This window comes from Mycobacterium sp. NPDC006124, from assembly GCF_040614235.1.
In the GTDB taxonomy this organism is placed as follows: Bacteria; Actinomycetota; Actinomycetes; order Mycobacteriales; family Mycobacteriaceae; genus Mycobacterium.
On record NZ_JBEXUA010000002.1, the window covers coordinates 421,160 to 436,238 of the forward strand.

17 protein-coding genes are annotated in these 15,079 nt (G+C 66.7%); 6 read left to right on the top strand and 11 right to left on the bottom strand.

The annotated features are described in order from the left end of the window. Positions 1-82: 82 nt before the first annotated feature. Positions 83-430 (top strand): DUF732 domain-containing protein, encoded by a 348-nt coding sequence (locus ABZ195_RS05835; RefSeq protein ID WP_355215682.1) that lies wholly within the window; start codon positions 83-85, stop codon positions 428-430. Positions 431-432: 2 nt separating this feature from the next. Here the strand turns inward: ABZ195_RS05835 and ABZ195_RS05840 are convergent, their stop codons facing one another. Then, positions 433-1,272: an SDR family oxidoreductase gene (locus ABZ195_RS05840; RefSeq protein ID WP_355216104.1), complete on the bottom strand. Its 840-nt coding sequence runs from the start codon at positions 1,270-1,272 to the stop codon at positions 433-435. A gap of 214 nt (positions 1,273-1,486) precedes the next feature. On the opposite strand from ABZ195_RS05840, the gene ABZ195_RS05845 reads away from it, so the two are divergent. From ABZ195_RS05845 to ABZ195_RS05865, 5 genes are all read left to right on the top strand, one after another. After that, on the top strand, positions 1,487-1,843 hold the full coding sequence (locus ABZ195_RS05845; RefSeq protein ID WP_355215683.1) for an intersectin-EH binding protein Ibp1: 357 nt from the start codon (positions 1,487-1,489) through the stop codon (positions 1,841-1,843). 74 nt (positions 1,844-1,917) lie between these two features. Beyond that, positions 1,918-2,295, top strand: coding sequence for an intersectin-EH binding protein Ibp1 (locus ABZ195_RS05850; RefSeq protein ID WP_355215685.1), 378 nt, complete (start codon positions 1,918-1,920; stop codon positions 2,293-2,295). A gap of 99 nt (positions 2,296-2,394) precedes the next feature. Continuing rightward, positions 2,395-2,754 (top strand): intersectin-EH binding protein Ibp1, encoded by a 360-nt coding sequence (locus tag ABZ195_RS05855; protein WP_355215687.1) that lies wholly within the window; start codon positions 2,395-2,397, stop codon positions 2,752-2,754. A 47-nt stretch (positions 2,755-2,801) separates the two neighbouring features. Continuing rightward, the gene (locus tag ABZ195_RS05860; protein WP_170220004.1) at positions 2,802-2,966 is read left to right on the top strand and encodes a hypothetical protein; all 165 of its coding nucleotides are present in this window, start codon (positions 2,802-2,804) and stop codon (positions 2,964-2,966) included. Continuing rightward, positions 2,967-4,448, top strand: coding sequence for a trehalose-6-phosphate synthase (locus tag ABZ195_RS05865; protein WP_355215689.1), 1,482 nt, complete (start codon positions 2,967-2,969; stop codon positions 4,446-4,448). It abuts the gene before it with no gap. Here ABZ195_RS05865 and ABZ195_RS05870 read toward each other — a convergent pair. The 10 genes from ABZ195_RS05870 to ABZ195_RS05915 form a co-directional block, all read right to left on the bottom strand. Further along, on the bottom strand, positions 4,445-4,939 hold the full coding sequence (locus ABZ195_RS05870) for a mammalian cell entry protein (RefSeq protein WP_355215691.1): 495 nt from the start codon (positions 4,937-4,939) through the stop codon (positions 4,445-4,447). The two genes, ABZ195_RS05865 and ABZ195_RS05870, sit on opposite strands and share 4 nt — an antisense overlap. Then, a complete protein-coding gene (locus tag ABZ195_RS05875) occupies positions 4,939-5,661 on the bottom strand; it encodes a mammalian cell entry protein (protein ID WP_355215693.1) in 723 nt (240 codons plus the stop codon). The genes ABZ195_RS05870 and ABZ195_RS05875 overlap by 1 nt, the downstream gene beginning before the upstream one ends. Continuing rightward, the gene (locus tag ABZ195_RS05880) at positions 5,662-7,377 is read right to left on the bottom strand and encodes a virulence factor Mce family protein (RefSeq protein WP_355215694.1); all 1,716 of its coding nucleotides are present in this window, start codon (positions 7,375-7,377) and stop codon (positions 5,662-5,664) included. Then, positions 7,377-8,504, bottom strand: a complete 1,128-nt coding sequence (locus ABZ195_RS05885) for an MCE family protein (RefSeq protein WP_355216106.1) — start codon at positions 8,502-8,504, stop codon at positions 7,377-7,379. The genes ABZ195_RS05880 and ABZ195_RS05885 overlap by 1 nt, the downstream gene beginning before the upstream one ends. An 80-nt stretch (positions 8,505-8,584) precedes the next feature. Next, positions 8,585-10,012, bottom strand: coding sequence for an MCE family protein (locus tag ABZ195_RS05890; RefSeq protein ID WP_355215696.1), 1,428 nt, complete (start codon positions 10,010-10,012; stop codon positions 8,585-8,587). Next, positions 10,009-11,067, bottom strand: coding sequence for a virulence factor Mce family protein (locus ABZ195_RS05895; RefSeq protein WP_355215698.1), 1,059 nt, complete (start codon positions 11,065-11,067; stop codon positions 10,009-10,011). The genes ABZ195_RS05890 and ABZ195_RS05895 overlap by 4 nt, the downstream gene beginning before the upstream one ends. Further along, positions 11,060-12,094 (bottom strand): MCE family protein, encoded by a 1,035-nt coding sequence (locus tag ABZ195_RS05900; protein ID WP_355215700.1) that lies wholly within the window; start codon positions 12,092-12,094, stop codon positions 11,060-11,062. Before ABZ195_RS05900 ends, ABZ195_RS05895 begins: the two co-directional genes overlap by 8 nt. A gap of 2 nt (positions 12,095-12,096) precedes the next feature. Beyond that, positions 12,097-13,293, bottom strand: coding sequence for an MCE family protein (locus ABZ195_RS05905; protein WP_355215702.1), 1,197 nt, complete (start codon positions 13,291-13,293; stop codon positions 12,097-12,099). A gap of 12 nt (positions 13,294-13,305) precedes the next feature. After that, on the bottom strand, positions 13,306-14,148 hold the full coding sequence (locus tag ABZ195_RS05910) for an ABC transporter permease (protein WP_355215704.1): 843 nt from the start codon (positions 14,146-14,148) through the stop codon (positions 13,306-13,308). Beyond that, positions 14,145-14,909, bottom strand: coding sequence for an ABC transporter permease (locus ABZ195_RS05915; RefSeq protein ID WP_263993733.1), 765 nt, complete (start codon positions 14,907-14,909; stop codon positions 14,145-14,147). Before ABZ195_RS05915 ends, ABZ195_RS05910 begins: the two co-directional genes overlap by 4 nt. Positions 14,910-15,079 lie beyond the last annotated feature (170 nt).

Sequence of the window (15,079 nt, forward strand, 5' to 3'; positions counted from 1 at the left end):
CGCCTGAGGACTCGGCGATACCCCGGTGAGGCTTTGCTGGCGTAAGGTCGCCGGTGGATTTCCTACCGACCAGGGGTGGCACATGAGAGCAAGGAACTTCAGCGCTGCGTTGCTCGTCGCAGTCTCGACGACGGCGGCCCTGGCGGCCGCGGTCCCGGCCCAGGCCGACCCGACTGGCGACACCGGCTCACAACAGGTCGACGCCGCGTTCCTGAACGCTCTCAAGGACAAGAACCTCAAGCTGTCCTCGGACGCCGTGGCGGTCGACCTCGCCCACTCGACGTGCGACGTGCTGACCCGTACCGAGTCGGTCGAGACCGCGTTGCGGCACGTGCAGAACGCCACCAAGTGGACGAACCTCAAGAACATCCAGAACTTCGGCGGCCTTGCCGTGCAGGCTTATTGCCCGTCGTCGATGCCGAAGCAGTAGCGCTAGCCGACCACTCCGCGCAGTCCGTCGGCGCCGAAGACCGGCTCGAGCATCGCCGAGTAGTCGGGGCCCCGACGCACCAGCTGTCCACCGTCGACGTTGATGACCTGACCGGTGATCCAGCTTGCGGCGTCACTGAGCAGGAACACCGAGGCGTTGGCGATGTCTTCGACCTCGCCGACCCGGGGCAACGGCGTGCTGATGCGGTAATCCTCGCTTAGCTCCGGCGAATCCAGCACCAACGCAACGAGTTCGGTGCGGATGAGCCCCGGCCGAATCGAGTTGACCCGAACCCACGACGCGCCGAGCTCGTCGGCCCCGAGCTGCATCAGGTGGTCGATCGCCGACTTGCTCACGCCGTAGGCGCCGAACCATCGGTGCGTGTTGCTCGCCGCGACCGAGGAGATGCCGACGAACGATCCGCCACCACCGCGGACCATCTCCCGGGCGGTGTGCTTGAGCACGTACATCGTTCCGTTGACGTTGAGGTCCACGGTGCGCCGCCACGCCTCCGAGTCGACCTGCGTGATCGGCCCGATCGTCTCCGACCCGCCCGCGCAGTGCACGACGCCGTTCAGCCGACCGTTCCACGCGACGGCGGCGTCCACCGTGCGGGAGACCTCGTCCTCGTTGGTCACGTCGGCGGGCTCGTACCTGACCCCACCCGAGCCCTGACCGGCCGTCGAGGTGATTTCCTCCTGCGCGGCGGCGAGGCGGTCGGCGTTGCGTCCGACCAACACCACGTCTCCGCCGGCCGCCACGATCGCAATGGCCACGCCCTTGCCGATGCCGCTGCCGCCACCGGTGACGACGAAGGTCCGATCCGCCAGTGAAAGCTGCACCATTGCCCCTGTCGACGAAAACTAGAACACGTTCTCGTCATGTAACCACATCCTCGCGCGCACGCGACACAGCCAACGGCAAGCCGGTCCACAGAATCCGTACGCCCGCACCACTTCTGCGGCCAATAAGCGCCAGCTGGGCCCCTGGTCGGCGTATCCTCACGGGGACGGACGGCTCCCGCGCACGACGGGCCCACCTACAGAAAGCGTGGCGATGACGACCCAACAGCTCTCAGCACGACGACTGCTCGTCGCCGGCGGATTCGCCGTCGCGATCGCCGCCGCCCCGGCGGTGGCCACCTTCGCCGGTCCGGCAGTCGCACCGTCGTTCGGAGCGTCGTGCTCGAACGGCGAGACCGAAGACGTCTACACCAACGCGTGCACGCCGGACCTGGTGCCGAACTCGCCGGCCGTCCAGAGCTCGCCTGGTTCCCTGCCCTCGGTCGACGGCGTGCCCTGCACCGGAGGCAACTCGGGTCAGTGCATCGGGCTGTCCGAGGACGCCCCGCAGTACGTTCCGCCGACGTCGTCGGTCGGGTCGGATCCGACGATCACGGGTTCCACCAACTGACACCCGATCCAGCGGCGTCGAAGACACCTCGCAGTATGTGAGCAGATTTCTGCCAGCTTCCATACAATCCACGCATGCCGCACTTCGAATCGTCCGCACGCCGTCTCATCATCGCCGGCGGGTTCGCCCTGGCCGTGGCCGCAGCGCCAGCCGTGGCCGCCTTTGCGGTTCCGTTGACCGCCCCCGGTGTTCACTTGGCCGACGACTGCGCCGCGGGCGAGGACACCGACGAGTTCACCGGCTCCTGCGTCCCCTTCGCGGTGCCCAATTCGCCGTTGCCGCCGGCCTTCACCACCCCCGCCGGCAACCCCGACATCCCCGAGATCGACGGCGTCCCGTGCACCGGTCGCGACTCGGGTGCGTGCATCGGTCTGGCCGAGGATGCCCCGCAGTACGTTCCGCCCACGTCGTCGGTGGGTTCTGATCCCACGATCACCGGCTCCACCAACTGAGGGCGGGTCCTCCGGAGGGAACGCACGGAACTCGTGCAGTTTCTCCGGGGCTTCCCTACAATTCCTGCGACGCACCGTCAATTAACAGAAAGCGTGATCATGCCGCACCTCGACTTCTCTGCACGACGAATCATCCTCGCCGGCGGATTCGCGCTCGCCTTCGCCGCCGCTCCCGCGGTGGCCGCCTTCACCGTTCCCGTCGCCGCGAACGCCGCGCCATCGGCATCGTGCCCGGCCGGGGAGGACGAGGACCTGTACACCGGTTCGTGCCTGCCCCACACCGTGCCCAACTCGCCGACCAACAACGGCTACCCGGAGTCGAACGTCGACCAGTCCCCCGGCGGTCTGCCGTCCGTCGACGGCGTCCCCTGCACCGGTGGCAACACCGGTCAGTGCATCGGCTTGCAGGAGAACGCACCGAAGTTCGTGCAGCCGCCGACGAGCATCGACGGCGGGTAACACCCATGATGCTCTGGGCGGCTCGTCGAGTCGCCTAGAGTTGGGCCATGGCTGCAAAACCTGATCCTGCCGAAATCGGTGACGTCGAGCCCCTGGCCGACAGCACCGCCCGCATGGCGAGGCGTGTCGTCGCCGCCTACGCCACCGACGCCGACGAGTGCCGCGTGTTCCTGTCGATGCTGGGCATTGGACCGGCGAAGCTCGAGGCGTAGGTGAGCTCAGGAGGAGGCCACCCAGCCGACTCCGGGCACCCCGAGCTCGTGGAGGGCGAGTCCGACTTCGTCGTCGTGGCCAACCGGCTGCCGATCGACATGGAGCGCCGGGCGGACGGCTCCACGTCCTACAAGCGAAGCCCCGGCGGTCTCGTCACGGCCTTGGAACCCCTGCTGCGCCGACGGCGCGGGGCCTGGGTGGGGTGGCCCGGCATCACCGACGGTGACGAGGAACCGATCTACGAGGACGACCTCGAGATGCGGCCGGTGGCGCTGTCCGCCGACGACTTCGCCGACTACTACGAGGGTTTCTCCAACGCCACCCTGTGGCCGCTGTACCACGACGTCATCGTCAAGCCGATCTACCACCGCCAGTGGTGGGACCGCTACGTCGAGGTGAACCGCCGCTTCGCCGAGGCGACGGCCAAGGCTGCGGCCCACGGCGCGACGGTGTGGATTCAGGACTACCAGCTGCAGCTGGTGCCGAAGATGCTTCGGATGCTGCGGCCCGATCTGACCATCGGCTTCTTCCTCCACATCCCGTTTCCCCCCGTCGAACTGTTCATGCAGATGCCGTGGCGCACCGAGATCATCGAGGGGCTGCTCGGCGCCGACCTCGTCGGGTTTCACCTGCCCGGCGGCGCGCAGAACTTCATGATCCTGGCGCGACGGCTGCTCGGGGCCAACACCTCGCGGGCCAACGTCGGGGTGCGCTCCCGCTTCGGCGAGATTCAGGTGGGCTTTCGCACCGTCAAGGTGGGTGCCTTTCCCATCTCCATCGACTCCGAGGATCTCGACACCAAGGCCCGCCACCGCGAAGCCCGCCAGCGCGCGAAGGAGCTGCGCACTCAGCTCGGCAATCCGCGCAAGATCCTGCTCGGCGTGGACCGGCTGGACTACACCAAGGGCATCGACGTCCGACTGCGCGCCTTCTCGGAGTTGCTCGACGAGGGCAGGATCGACCCGGAGGACACGGTGCTGATCCAGCTGGCGACACCCAGCCGCGAACGGGTGCAGAGCTACAAGGTGATGCGCGAGGACATCGAGCGCCAGGTCGGCCACATCAACGGCGAATACGGCAGAGTCGGACATCCGATCGTGCACTACCTGCACCAGGCGTTGCCGCGCGACGAGCTGATCGCGTTCTTCGTCGCCGCCGACGTCATGTTGGTCACGCCCTTGCGCGACGGCATGAACCTCGTCGCCAAGGAGTACGTCGCCTGCCGCAGCGATCTCGGCGGCGCGCTGGTGCTGAGCGAATTCACCGGTGCCGCAGCCGAACTCCGACAGGCCTACCTGACCAACCCGCACCACATCGACGGCGTCAAGGATGCGATCGAGGCAGCCCTGGCGCAGACGCCCGACGAGGGCCGTCGCCGCATGCGGGCCTTGCGCAGGCAGGTGCTGGCCCACGACGTGGACCGCTGGGCCCGCTCGTTCCTCGACGCCCTGGCTGGCACCGGGGACGGCGACGACTCCTAGATCGGAGTGATGTCCTTGATGCGCCAGTCCGTGCCGACCTTCTGGTAGTCGACGCGCAACCGGCTGCCGTCGTAGAGCGGCTGCTTGGTCTTGTCGGTGAGCACCCGGTTCATGAAGACCATCACCGAACCCGAATCACGGCGCGCGTCGAGCATTCCGACGCCCACCACGTTGACCTGGCTGATGAGTTGGCGTTGGCGTGCCGCGGGGATCACGTTCTTCGTGGTGTCGTCTTCGTACTCACGCCGGAAGTCCGGCGTCAACAGCTGGTAGGCGTCGGTGCGACTGCGCTCGATCGTCTGGTAGTCGAAGCCGAGGATGACCGGGATCTGTTGGGCCGCTAGCTGGGGCAGCTCGGCTCTGGCCTCTTGCTCGCCCGTCCGCTCGACGCGGTTCCAGTACAGCGTGCCCCCGAACCCGGCCAGCGCGACGAAGGCGGCCGAGAACAGCACACCGACGAGCACCGCGATCCTGGAACTCCAGCGGCTCATCAATTGCCCCCGTCGGGATACTTCAGGTCGTATCCGGTCATGCGGCCGTTGTCGTCCTCGTGGACGATCACCCGCAGCCGGTACGGCTTGGACGGGGCGTTGACGCCGTCCAGATTGGTCACCGTCACGCGCACCGACACCAGGACCGACGCGTTGTCGGCGGTCTCGTCGATCTTCTCCAACGCGGAGCCGTTGACGACGGCCTCCGAAGTCGCATTGGTATCACGGAAGATGGCCTTGAGGTTTTCGACGTTGTTGCCCTGGCTCATCATGTCCCGCAGTGGGCCGCTGATGCCGTTGACGAACCGGTTCACGCTGTCGTCGATGTCGTTCTGGGTGTAGCTGAACATGTTGACGACGGTCTGCGACGCGGTGTCGACGAATCTCTGATCCCGCTCCGCCTCGGCATTGGCACGACTCTGCTGATGGAACAGTAGTGCGACCACCCCGGCCATTGCGGCGACCAGGACGGCGGTCACGCCCAGCGCGAGCCCTGCGACGAGGGCGCGATGTGGCTGGCGTCGCGGCGGCGGACCGACCGGCGAGCTGGGCCGGGCCTTGGGTGCAGCCGAAGCGTCGACCACGACGTGCGGGGGCGCCTCGGGGGCTGTGCCGGATGCCGGCCCCGCCGCCCGCGACGCACGTCGGCGCGTAGCGCCCTTCTTCGCCGACTCCGGTGTCTGCGTTGCCGATTCACCGGAAGTCGTGTCGTTCGTACTCAACTACGCCTTCCTCGGATCCAACATCAGGTCCACCCACGTCTCCGCGGTGTCGACCTCGTCCATGCCGGCGGCGTAGACCCCGGTGCCCCCGGCGGGGTCGACGAAGACGCCGTTCTTCGAATCGTACGTGGCCGCGGCCGGACCGCTCGCCTGCGGCGGCACCGCCTCCGAGGGCAGCAGCGGCCCCTGGCCTGGCGGAAGCTCGGCGGGCGGCGGTGCATCTACCGGTGGCGGTGCATCCGGTGGCGGCGGCAGCGTCCTGCCGTACGGCGGAACGATCTGGTCCGGCGGCGCGTAGTACGGCAGCGGCGGTGGTGGCCCGTTGTCGTTGGGCGGCACGGGCAGCGGGAACGGTGCGTTGGGCGCGGGGCCCGGCCCCGGCGGCACCCCGGGCGGCAGTTGGACGACCGGTGGCCCCGGGTCGTAGTCCGCCCCCGGCGGGATGTTGGGGAACTTATTGGGCGGCGTGATGTTCCGGTCGTTGGTGACCGGGGTGTCATAGGGTACCGGCGGACCGCGCCACGGATTGCTGCCGATGGGTACGTAACCGCGCGGGTCACGGCACAACTGGACGGTCGGCGCCCGCTTGCCGGGGAACTCCTGGCACGGGTAGTTGCGCGCGCCGCGGACCACGGACGGTTCGTTCTGCGCGGTCTTGCAGTACAGGTCCGTCGGCAGCTCGCGCAGTGTGGTGTCGGCGGGGGTTCTAATCAACTGTGGCGGAATGAAACCCGTCAAACAGGGTGGCGGATCGCCGAGGTCGACCTTGAAGTCCAGCTTGCCACCCTCGTCGGCGGGCACCCCGCCCGCAACCGTGTTCAACGCGGCAATCAGCGGCGGAAATATCACCAGCGCCTGTTCGATCGACTTGCGGTAGATGACGCCGATCCGGCCGAAATTCGCCAGGTTCGCGGCCAGCATCGGGAAGTTCGGGCGGATGCCGTCGAAGGTGGTGTTGACGTCCTGCGCGGCATCGGGCGCGGTCTGCAGCACCGAGCGCAGTTGCGGGTCGGCCTTGGCCACCTGGGTGGTGAATCTGGCGAGACCGTCGGCGAGCGACTTGATGTCGTCGCCGCTGCGGATCTGCGAGTCGAGGAACGGGCCCGCCTGGTCGATCAGCTGCGAGATCTGGCCGTAGTTGTTGTTGGCCTCGTCGACGAGCAGGCGCGAGGACTGAATCATCCGGGCCAGCTCCGGCCCGGATCCGTTGAACGCCTTGAAGGTCTCGCGCAGCAGATCCTTCACGCGGGCGTCGCCGATGCTGTTGACCAACGACTCGGCCTGGGCCAGCAACTGGGCGATGTCCTGCCCCACGGCGGTGCGGTCGAGGCCGATCTTGGCCCCGTCGTGCAGGAGGTTCGACGACGGGTCCTTCGGCGGCACCAGGTCGACGTACTGCTCACCGACGGCCGAGACGCTCTTCACGGTCGCCGTCACGTTGTCGGGCACGTCGGTGTCGGTGTTGAGCCGCATCGTGGCGACCACGCCCGTGTCGTTGAGGCCGACGTCCTCCACCCGGCCGATCGTGACGCCCCGGTAGGTGACGTTGGCGTTCTGGTACAGCCCGCCACCGGCCTTGAACTCGGCGGTGACGTGGTAGGCGCCGATGCCCACCGCTGCGGGCAGGTGCAGGTAGAACGCCGAGATGGAGCCGACGCAAATGACCGTGACGATCGAGAAGATCGTCAGCTGCACGCGGGTGAGGCGATCCAGCATCAGGGCGTCCCCCCGTCGTGCTGAGTCGCCGATCCCGGCGGAATCTTGAACGGGTCGGCGGCTTGCCCCGACAGGTTGGCCATCGCGCCGACGAGGAAGTCCGGCGGATTGAGGACCTCGGACATGTGCCTCATGTTGGGGTCCAGACCCTTGGAGGTCGTGAACACCGACTCACCCGTGCGACGCAGGGTCAGGTCGAACGTCACGAACACGTTCAGATAGTCACCGCGGACCGCGTTGCGCAGGTACTTGTAGTGGAACGGGAACGTCGGCAGGAACTCGAGGTCCTTGATGAGGTCGTCGGCGTTGTCGTTGACTGCCTTGAGGACCGGATAGAGGTCCTTGAAGTCGGCGACGAGGTCGACCTTGGTCTCCGACAGCACGTGCGACGCCACTCCGGCGAACGTCCGAAGAGCCGTGAAGGCGTCGACGATGTTGCTTCGGTTGTCGTTGAGCACCTTCAGCGCGGCGGGCAGCGAGTCCAATGCGCGCCCGAGGCTGTCCCTGCCGTTGGCGAGAATCCCCGCGAATCGGTTCAGGCCGTCGAGCGCCGAGATGATGTCGCCGGTCTGCTGCTCGAGCGACGAGGTCAGCTCGGCCAGCCTCGGGATCAGGTCGGCGAACTGACCGGTCCGGCCCGCCACCGCGGCGTAGAACTCGTCGGTGATGTCCTGCAACGCCCCGAGGTTGCCCTTGTTGACCACCACACCGAGGGAGGACAGCACCTCTTCGGTGGTGGGATAGCGGCCGGCACGCGACAGCGGAATGTTGGAGCCCTCGCGCAGCTTGCCCTGACCCGCCTGGTCCACCGGCGGGGCGAGGTCGATGTGCTGCGAACCGAGCAACGAGGTCTGGGCGACCTTGGCCGTCGCGTTCTCCGGCAGGTCGACGCCACCCTCGAGCGACACCTTGACTGCGGCGTAGAACGTGCCGTCGGGACGCTGCACCGCCTCGATTCCGGACACGCTCCCGACGGTCACGTCGTCGACCATCACCGGGGAGTTCTGCGGCAACGTGGCTACGTCGGGCAACTCCACCGTGATGGTGTACGCCCCGCTGCCGTGACCCGCGGTACCGGGCATGTCGAGTGAGTTCAGGCCGCCGAAGGCACAGCCCGACATCAGCATGGCACCCGAGCCGACCGCCACGGACGTGAGCCCGAAACGCAACGCCTTGCGCGACAAGGACATTCGATCGCGACTCACGGCTAACCACCCCCCGCTTCGGCTGGCAACGGTGGACCTGGCGCGGGCGCGGGCGCCGGTCCGGGCAGCGGACCGCTGCCGTCCGGCGGAACGCCGTATCCCTCGGCGGGAGCACCGACCTGTGACACCTGTCCGGGCACCGGCGGCGGCGGCAGCAGGAGATCGGTGAGCCTGCCGTCGGGTCCTACGGTCGGGGGCGTCACGCCCGGCGCGGGTTGCCACTGTAGGTACGGCACCGGGGTCTGGGCCTTGGCCTCCGTTTCCGGTGTGTCGTAGATGATCTGACCCTTGTAGGCCGTGATGCTGTTGATCGGGTGGAACAGGATCGGCGGGTAATTGACCGCGAGGCGCTTGAGCACCGGGCCCATCCGTTGGCGGCAGATCTCCGCGCGCTTGAAGTTGTCTGGTGTAGCGCCGACATCATAGGTGCCGCCGCAGATGAATTGCACCGGGTTGGCGAAGTTGGGCAGGGACAGCAACCCGCCGACGGTGCCCTGGGCGGGGTTGTAGATGTTGTAGAAGTTGGCGAGGCCGTTGGGCGTGACATGCAGGATCTGCTCGATGTCGTCGCTGTGCTCGGTCAGCAGGTTGGTGAAGTCGGTCAGCTTGCTGATTTGGGCAATCAGCGCCGGGTTGTTGTCGTTGAGGAAGCCCTTGACGTCCGACAGCGCCTGGTTGAGCGCCCCGAGGGTCTGGTCGAGGTCCTTCGAGCTGTCGGCGAGCACCTGCGACACCGAGGCCACGTGGTTGGAGAACTGGACGATCTGCTCGTTGCTGTTGGCCAACGCGTTCACCAGCACCTGCAGGTTGCGCACGGTGCCGAACAAGTCGGTGCGCGAATCCCCGAGCCGGCCCGCCGTCTGCGACAGTTCGCGCAATGCGTTGCGGAACGAGTCGCCGTTGCCGTCGAAGGTGTCGGCCGCCTGGTTGACGAATGCGGCCAGTGGCCCCTGCATGTCGCCCTGCTTGGCTCCCAGCGAGGCACTTAGCTGGGTGAGCTGGGTCTTGACGTCGTCCCACTCGATGGGCACGCCGGTGCGGTCGACGCCGATCTGGGCGCCGTCGGCCAGCGTCGCACCGCCGGTGTAGGCCGGGGTGAACTGAATGAATCTGGCCGACACCAGGTTCGGCGCGATGATGATGGCGCGCGCGTCGGCGGGCAGCTTGACGCCGCCGTCGACGGTCATCGTGACCTTGACGTCGTCGGCGCGGGGCTGGATGGACTTGATCGTGCCGATGGGGACACCGACCACGCGGACGTCGTCACCGGGGTACAAGCCGACGGTGGACGGGAAGTAGGCGACGACCTCGTGTCCCTTGGCCGACGGCCACACCACGTACACGCCGCCGATGAGGGCGACCACCAGCATCGCGACGACTGCGAATCGCAGCCATCGGTTACGGGAAGCCGTCGGACTCTGATGCGTCATGGCGACTTCGGCCTAATGATAGCTCGCTCGGAGATGAACCCGCGCAGATAGTCGGCCAGGCTGTCCGGCAGCTTGCCCGGCTGGAAGTACGTGTCGAGCAACACCTCGGACAGGCTCGCGGGCGGCAGGCCGTAGAGGTTGATCTGGAAACCGGATCCGGAGCCGACGACCTCACCGAGTGTGGTGGCATAGGGCGGCAACCTGCGCAGCGCCTCGCCGATGTGCTCCTTGCGTTCCAGCAGGTTGTCGAGGACGGCGTTCAATTTCTGCAGCGCCGGCCCGAACTCACGCTTGTTGTCCGCGACGAAGCCCGAGAGCTGCTCGGAGACGGCCTGAATGCCACCGATCAGGTTGCTCAGCGCCTGCCGGCGGTCGTCGAGTTCGGCGAACAGCAGGTTGCCGTCGGTGATCAACTGGTTGACCTGGCCGGCGCGCTGAGCGAGCGTGTCGGACACCCTCTTGGCGTGGGCGAGGAGCTGCTCTAGAGCCTCGTCGCGCTTGTTGATGCTGCGGGACAGGCTGGCGACGCCGTCGAGGGCGCCGCGGAGCTGCGGGGTGGCGTCGCGCAGCGTGTCCGTCAGCACCTGTAGCGCCTGCTCGAACTTGGGCTTGTCGAGCTCGCCCGCATTCTGGCCGAGATCTTGCAGGGCGGTGTTCAGGGTGTAGGGAGTCGTGGTGCGGCCCAACGGAATCATCGTCGTGCTGCCGCCACCCTTGGGAGTCACGGCGAGCGACTTCTGACCGAGCACCGTGTCGGTCTTGATTGCCACCAGGGACTGATCGCCGACCCGCACCTTCCGGCCGACGGTGAACTTCACCAGAGCCGAGTCCCCGGCGAGCTCGACCGAGTCCACCTTGCCGACCTTGATACCCGACACGCTGACGTCGTTGCCCGGGGTGATCCCACCGGCGTCGGTGAAGTACGCCTCGTAGTTCTTGCCCTGGGGCCAGAACGGCAGTCCGGTGTACCCGAAGGACACCAGCACCAGGCATGTCACCAGCGCGATGCCGAAGACACCGGTGCGCACGGGATTGCTCTCGCCGGGCCTAGCCATTCTCCGAGCACCTCCCCTTGGTCGGATCCGACGGGCCGCCGAACGGGATCAGGATGTCGCTGCCCGCGGGGCCGTTGATCTTCATGCGGATCGAGCAGTAGTAGATGTTGAAGAACGCTCCGTACGCACCAAGGGCGTTGAGCCGCAAATAGTTCTCGGCGAGGGGTTCGATGACCTTGTTGACGTCACCCTTGCGCTCGTCGAGTCGCTGCGCCAGCGGCCGGAGATTCTCCACGACGCCCTGGATGGGCCGTCGTCCGGTCTGCAGCAGCTCGGTCAGGTCGTTGGTGGCCGAGGCCAGCGGCGGGATGGCCCCGGCGATCGGATCGCGGTTCTGAGCCAGTCCGGTGATGAGCTGCTGCAACTGGTCGACCGCGGTGTTGAACTGGGTGCCCTTATCGTCGACGGTGCCCAGCACGGCGTTGAGATTGTCGATGGTGTCGCCGATCAGCTGGTCGCGCGCGGCGAGGTCCTGAGTGAAGCTCGACGTGCTGGCGAGCAACGTCGAGAGCGATCCGCCTTGCCCCTGCAGCAGTTCGATGACGGCGTTGCTGACCTCGTTGACCTTGCTACCGTCGAGGCCCTTGAGCACCGGGCGCAGCCCGCCGAGCAGAGCGTCGAGGTCCAGCGCGGGTTGGGTGTTCTCCTTGGAGATCGTGGCACCGGCCGGCAACTTTCGCAGTTCCCCTGGGCCCGAGGTGATTTCGAGATAACGATCGCCGACCAGGTTCAGGTAGCGCACGACGGCCCTGGTCGAGGTGTACAGCTGGTAGCGACCGTCGACGTCGAATGCGACGTCGACGGTGTTGTCGGGATTGAGTTCGACGTCCTTCACCGAGCCCACCGGCACACCGGCGATCCGGACGTCCTGGCCGGCCTTGAGTCGCGACGCCTCGGTGAACGTGGCGTGGAAGGTGTTGCCCGATCCGAAGCGGAACTGACCGAAGACGACCACCAGACCCGCCGCCACCAGGAGCATGGCAACGGTGAAGATGCTGACGTAGACGACGGTCTTGTCGCGCTTCATCGTTAGAAGTCATCCCTTTCCGCGTACGCGCCGTGGAACAGGAACTGCAGTGTCGACGGCGCGTCGAACTGCAACTCGGTGTTCGGCTGGTACGGAATGTACGCGTTGTCGGTGACCAGGAACGGTGGGCGATACCAGGAACCGCCGTACTGCTTGGACGGGATATCCGGAAGTCCGCGGCAATTCGGCCCGCCGGACGCATTGACGATGGGCAGGCTTTCCGGATAGGTGTAGGCAGGGGCGCCGGGCAGGAAGTTGGACGAGACGAATAGTCCCGGCCGGATCCCTCCGATGATCGGCGCAAATCGCTCGACCGCGATTCTGACTGCTTTCAGCACACATCCGTATTCCGGGGAGTAGTCCCCGAGGACCTTCAGCGGGGCGCGCAGTCGCTGGACCGCGGCGATGAGGTCCTCGGCACCGGGCTGCAGGGTCGCGGTGCCGTTGTTGGCCAGCCCCGTGGCAGCCAGCAGCGTTGCGTTGAGGTTGTCCTGCTGGTCGACGAGGGTGTTGCTGATCGTCGGGGTGTTGTCGAACACGGTGACCAGGTCGGGTGCGGCGTCGGCGTAGATGTTGCCGACGACGCCGGTCTTCTGGAACACCTGCTGCAGCTGCGGCAACTTCGGATTGAACTGCTGGAGGTAGTAGTTCAGGCCCGACAGCGTGGCACCGAGGTCGTCGCCGTGGCCGCGGAGGCCCTCGCCCAAAGCACTCAGCGTGGCGTTGAGGTTGATCGGGTCGACCTTCTGCAGCGTGTCGGTCAGCGACTGGAAGAGGGTGTTCACCTCGAGTTGCACGTCGGGGGCGTTCACCTGGGCGCCGGGCCGCAACGAGCCGCCCGTGGGCTCATCGGGTGTCAGGAATTCGACGGCCTTGGCGCCGAAGACCGTCGTACCCGCGATGCGCACCTTCGCGTTGGACGGCACGAACTTCATCTGGCTGCTGTCCATGGCCAGCGTCAGCTTGGCTTGGTCGCCGGCGTACTCGATGGACTCGACCTTGCCAATCTGGATACCGCGGTACTTAACCTTGGCGTCGGTCTCCATCACCAGGCCGGCGCGCGGTGCGGTGACCGTCACCGTGTCGGTGCGGGTGAACGCCGCCGTGTACGACAGGTAGGTGAACACGACCGCAGCCAGCAGGACAGCCGCGAGGATCGCCGCAGCGATCCTGACGTGACTGCGCTTGGCATCGCCCATGATTCGACCCGCCTATCCGGACAAGTTGAAGTTGCCCGACGCGCCGTAGGCGGCCAGGGAGATGAACAGGGTAATCGTCACCACGACGATCAGCGAGGTCCGGACGGCCTGACCGACGGCGATCCCGACGCCGACCGGACCACCGGATGCGTTGTAGCCGTAGTAGGTGTGCACCAGCATCACCGCCACCGACATCACGATGGCTTGCAGGAACGACCACAGCAGGTCCGTTGGCACCAGGAACGTGTTGAAGTAGTGGTCGTATAGGCCTGCCGACTGCCCGTTGATGAACACCGTCGTGAAGCGCGCGGCGAAGAACGCCGCCAGCACCGACAGCGAGTACAGCGGGATGATGGCGATCAAGCCGGCGATGATGCGCGTCGACACCAGGTAGGACACCGAGTGCACCGCCATCGCCTCGACGGCGTCGATCTCCTCGGCCACGCGCATGGCGCCTAGTTGCGCGGTGGTACCCGCGCCAATCGTCGCGGCCAGGGCGATGCCCGCGATGACGGGTGCCACGATGCGGACGTTCAGGAACGCCGAGAGGAAGCCGGTCAGCGCCTCGATGCCGATGTTGCCCAGCGACGAATAGCCTTGGACGGCAATCACACCGCCGGAGGCCAGCGTCAGGAATGCGGCCACGCCGACGGTGCCGCCGATCATCACCAGGGCGCCGGCGCCCATGGTCATCTCGGCGATCAGGCGGATGGTCTCCCTGCGGTACCGGGTCAGGGCGTTGGGGATGTAGCGCACCGACTCGCCGTAGAAGAGCGCCTGCTCGCCCACCGTGTCGATCGCCTTCGGCACGCCCCGGAAGAACCGGCGGATGCGCAGTGTCGCGTCGTAACTCATCGCGCCAACACCCGAACCCCGACCGCGGTCAGGATCACGTTGATGACGAACAGGCAGATGAACGCGTAGACCACCGTCTCGTTCACCGCGACGCCGACGCCCTTGGGACCACCCTTGACGGTGAGCCCGCGGTAGCACCCGACCAGCCCCGCCATCAGGCCGAACAGCAACGCCTTGAACATGGCGAGCACCAGCTCGCCGAGCCCGGTGAGGATGGTCAACCCATTGATGAAGGCGCCCGGGTTGACGCCCTGCAGGAACACCGAGAAGACGTAACCGCCGGCGATGCCGATGGCGCACACGAGACCGTTGAGCAGAAGCGCCACCAGGGTCGACGCCAGCACCCGGGGTACGACGAGGCGCTGGATCGGGTCGATGCCCAGCACGCGCATCGCGTCGATTTCCTCGCGGATGGTGCGGGCGCCGAGGTCGGCACAGATTGCCGTGGCGCCGGCACCGGCGACCACCAGCACCGTCACCACGGGACCGAGCTGCGTGATGGTGCCGAACGCGGTGCCCGCGCCGGAGAGGTCGGCAGCGCCGAGTTCGCGAAGGAGGATGTTGAGCGTGAACGCCACCAGGACGGTGAAGGGAATGGCGACCAACAGCGTCGGGACCAGCGAGACACGGGCGATCATCCACGTCTGCTCGAGGAACTCACGGAACTGAAAGGGCCGACGGAAGATCTTGACGAAGGTGTCCAGGGACATCTCGAAGAATCCGCCGACGGCCCGCGCCGGAGCCGTCAGCTGTTCCTTCAACCTGGACTCCGTTCTCGGGTCGGGGGTCGAAATGCGATGACGGCGAATAGTTCGAAACTACGAGCCGCGACGCACTTCCCACCACTGCGTGCAACGCCGCTCTTAGTGAGCCGGCTCATATTAACTAGAACACGTTCACAGTGTCAAAGAACGGTGGAATTCCCTCAAAT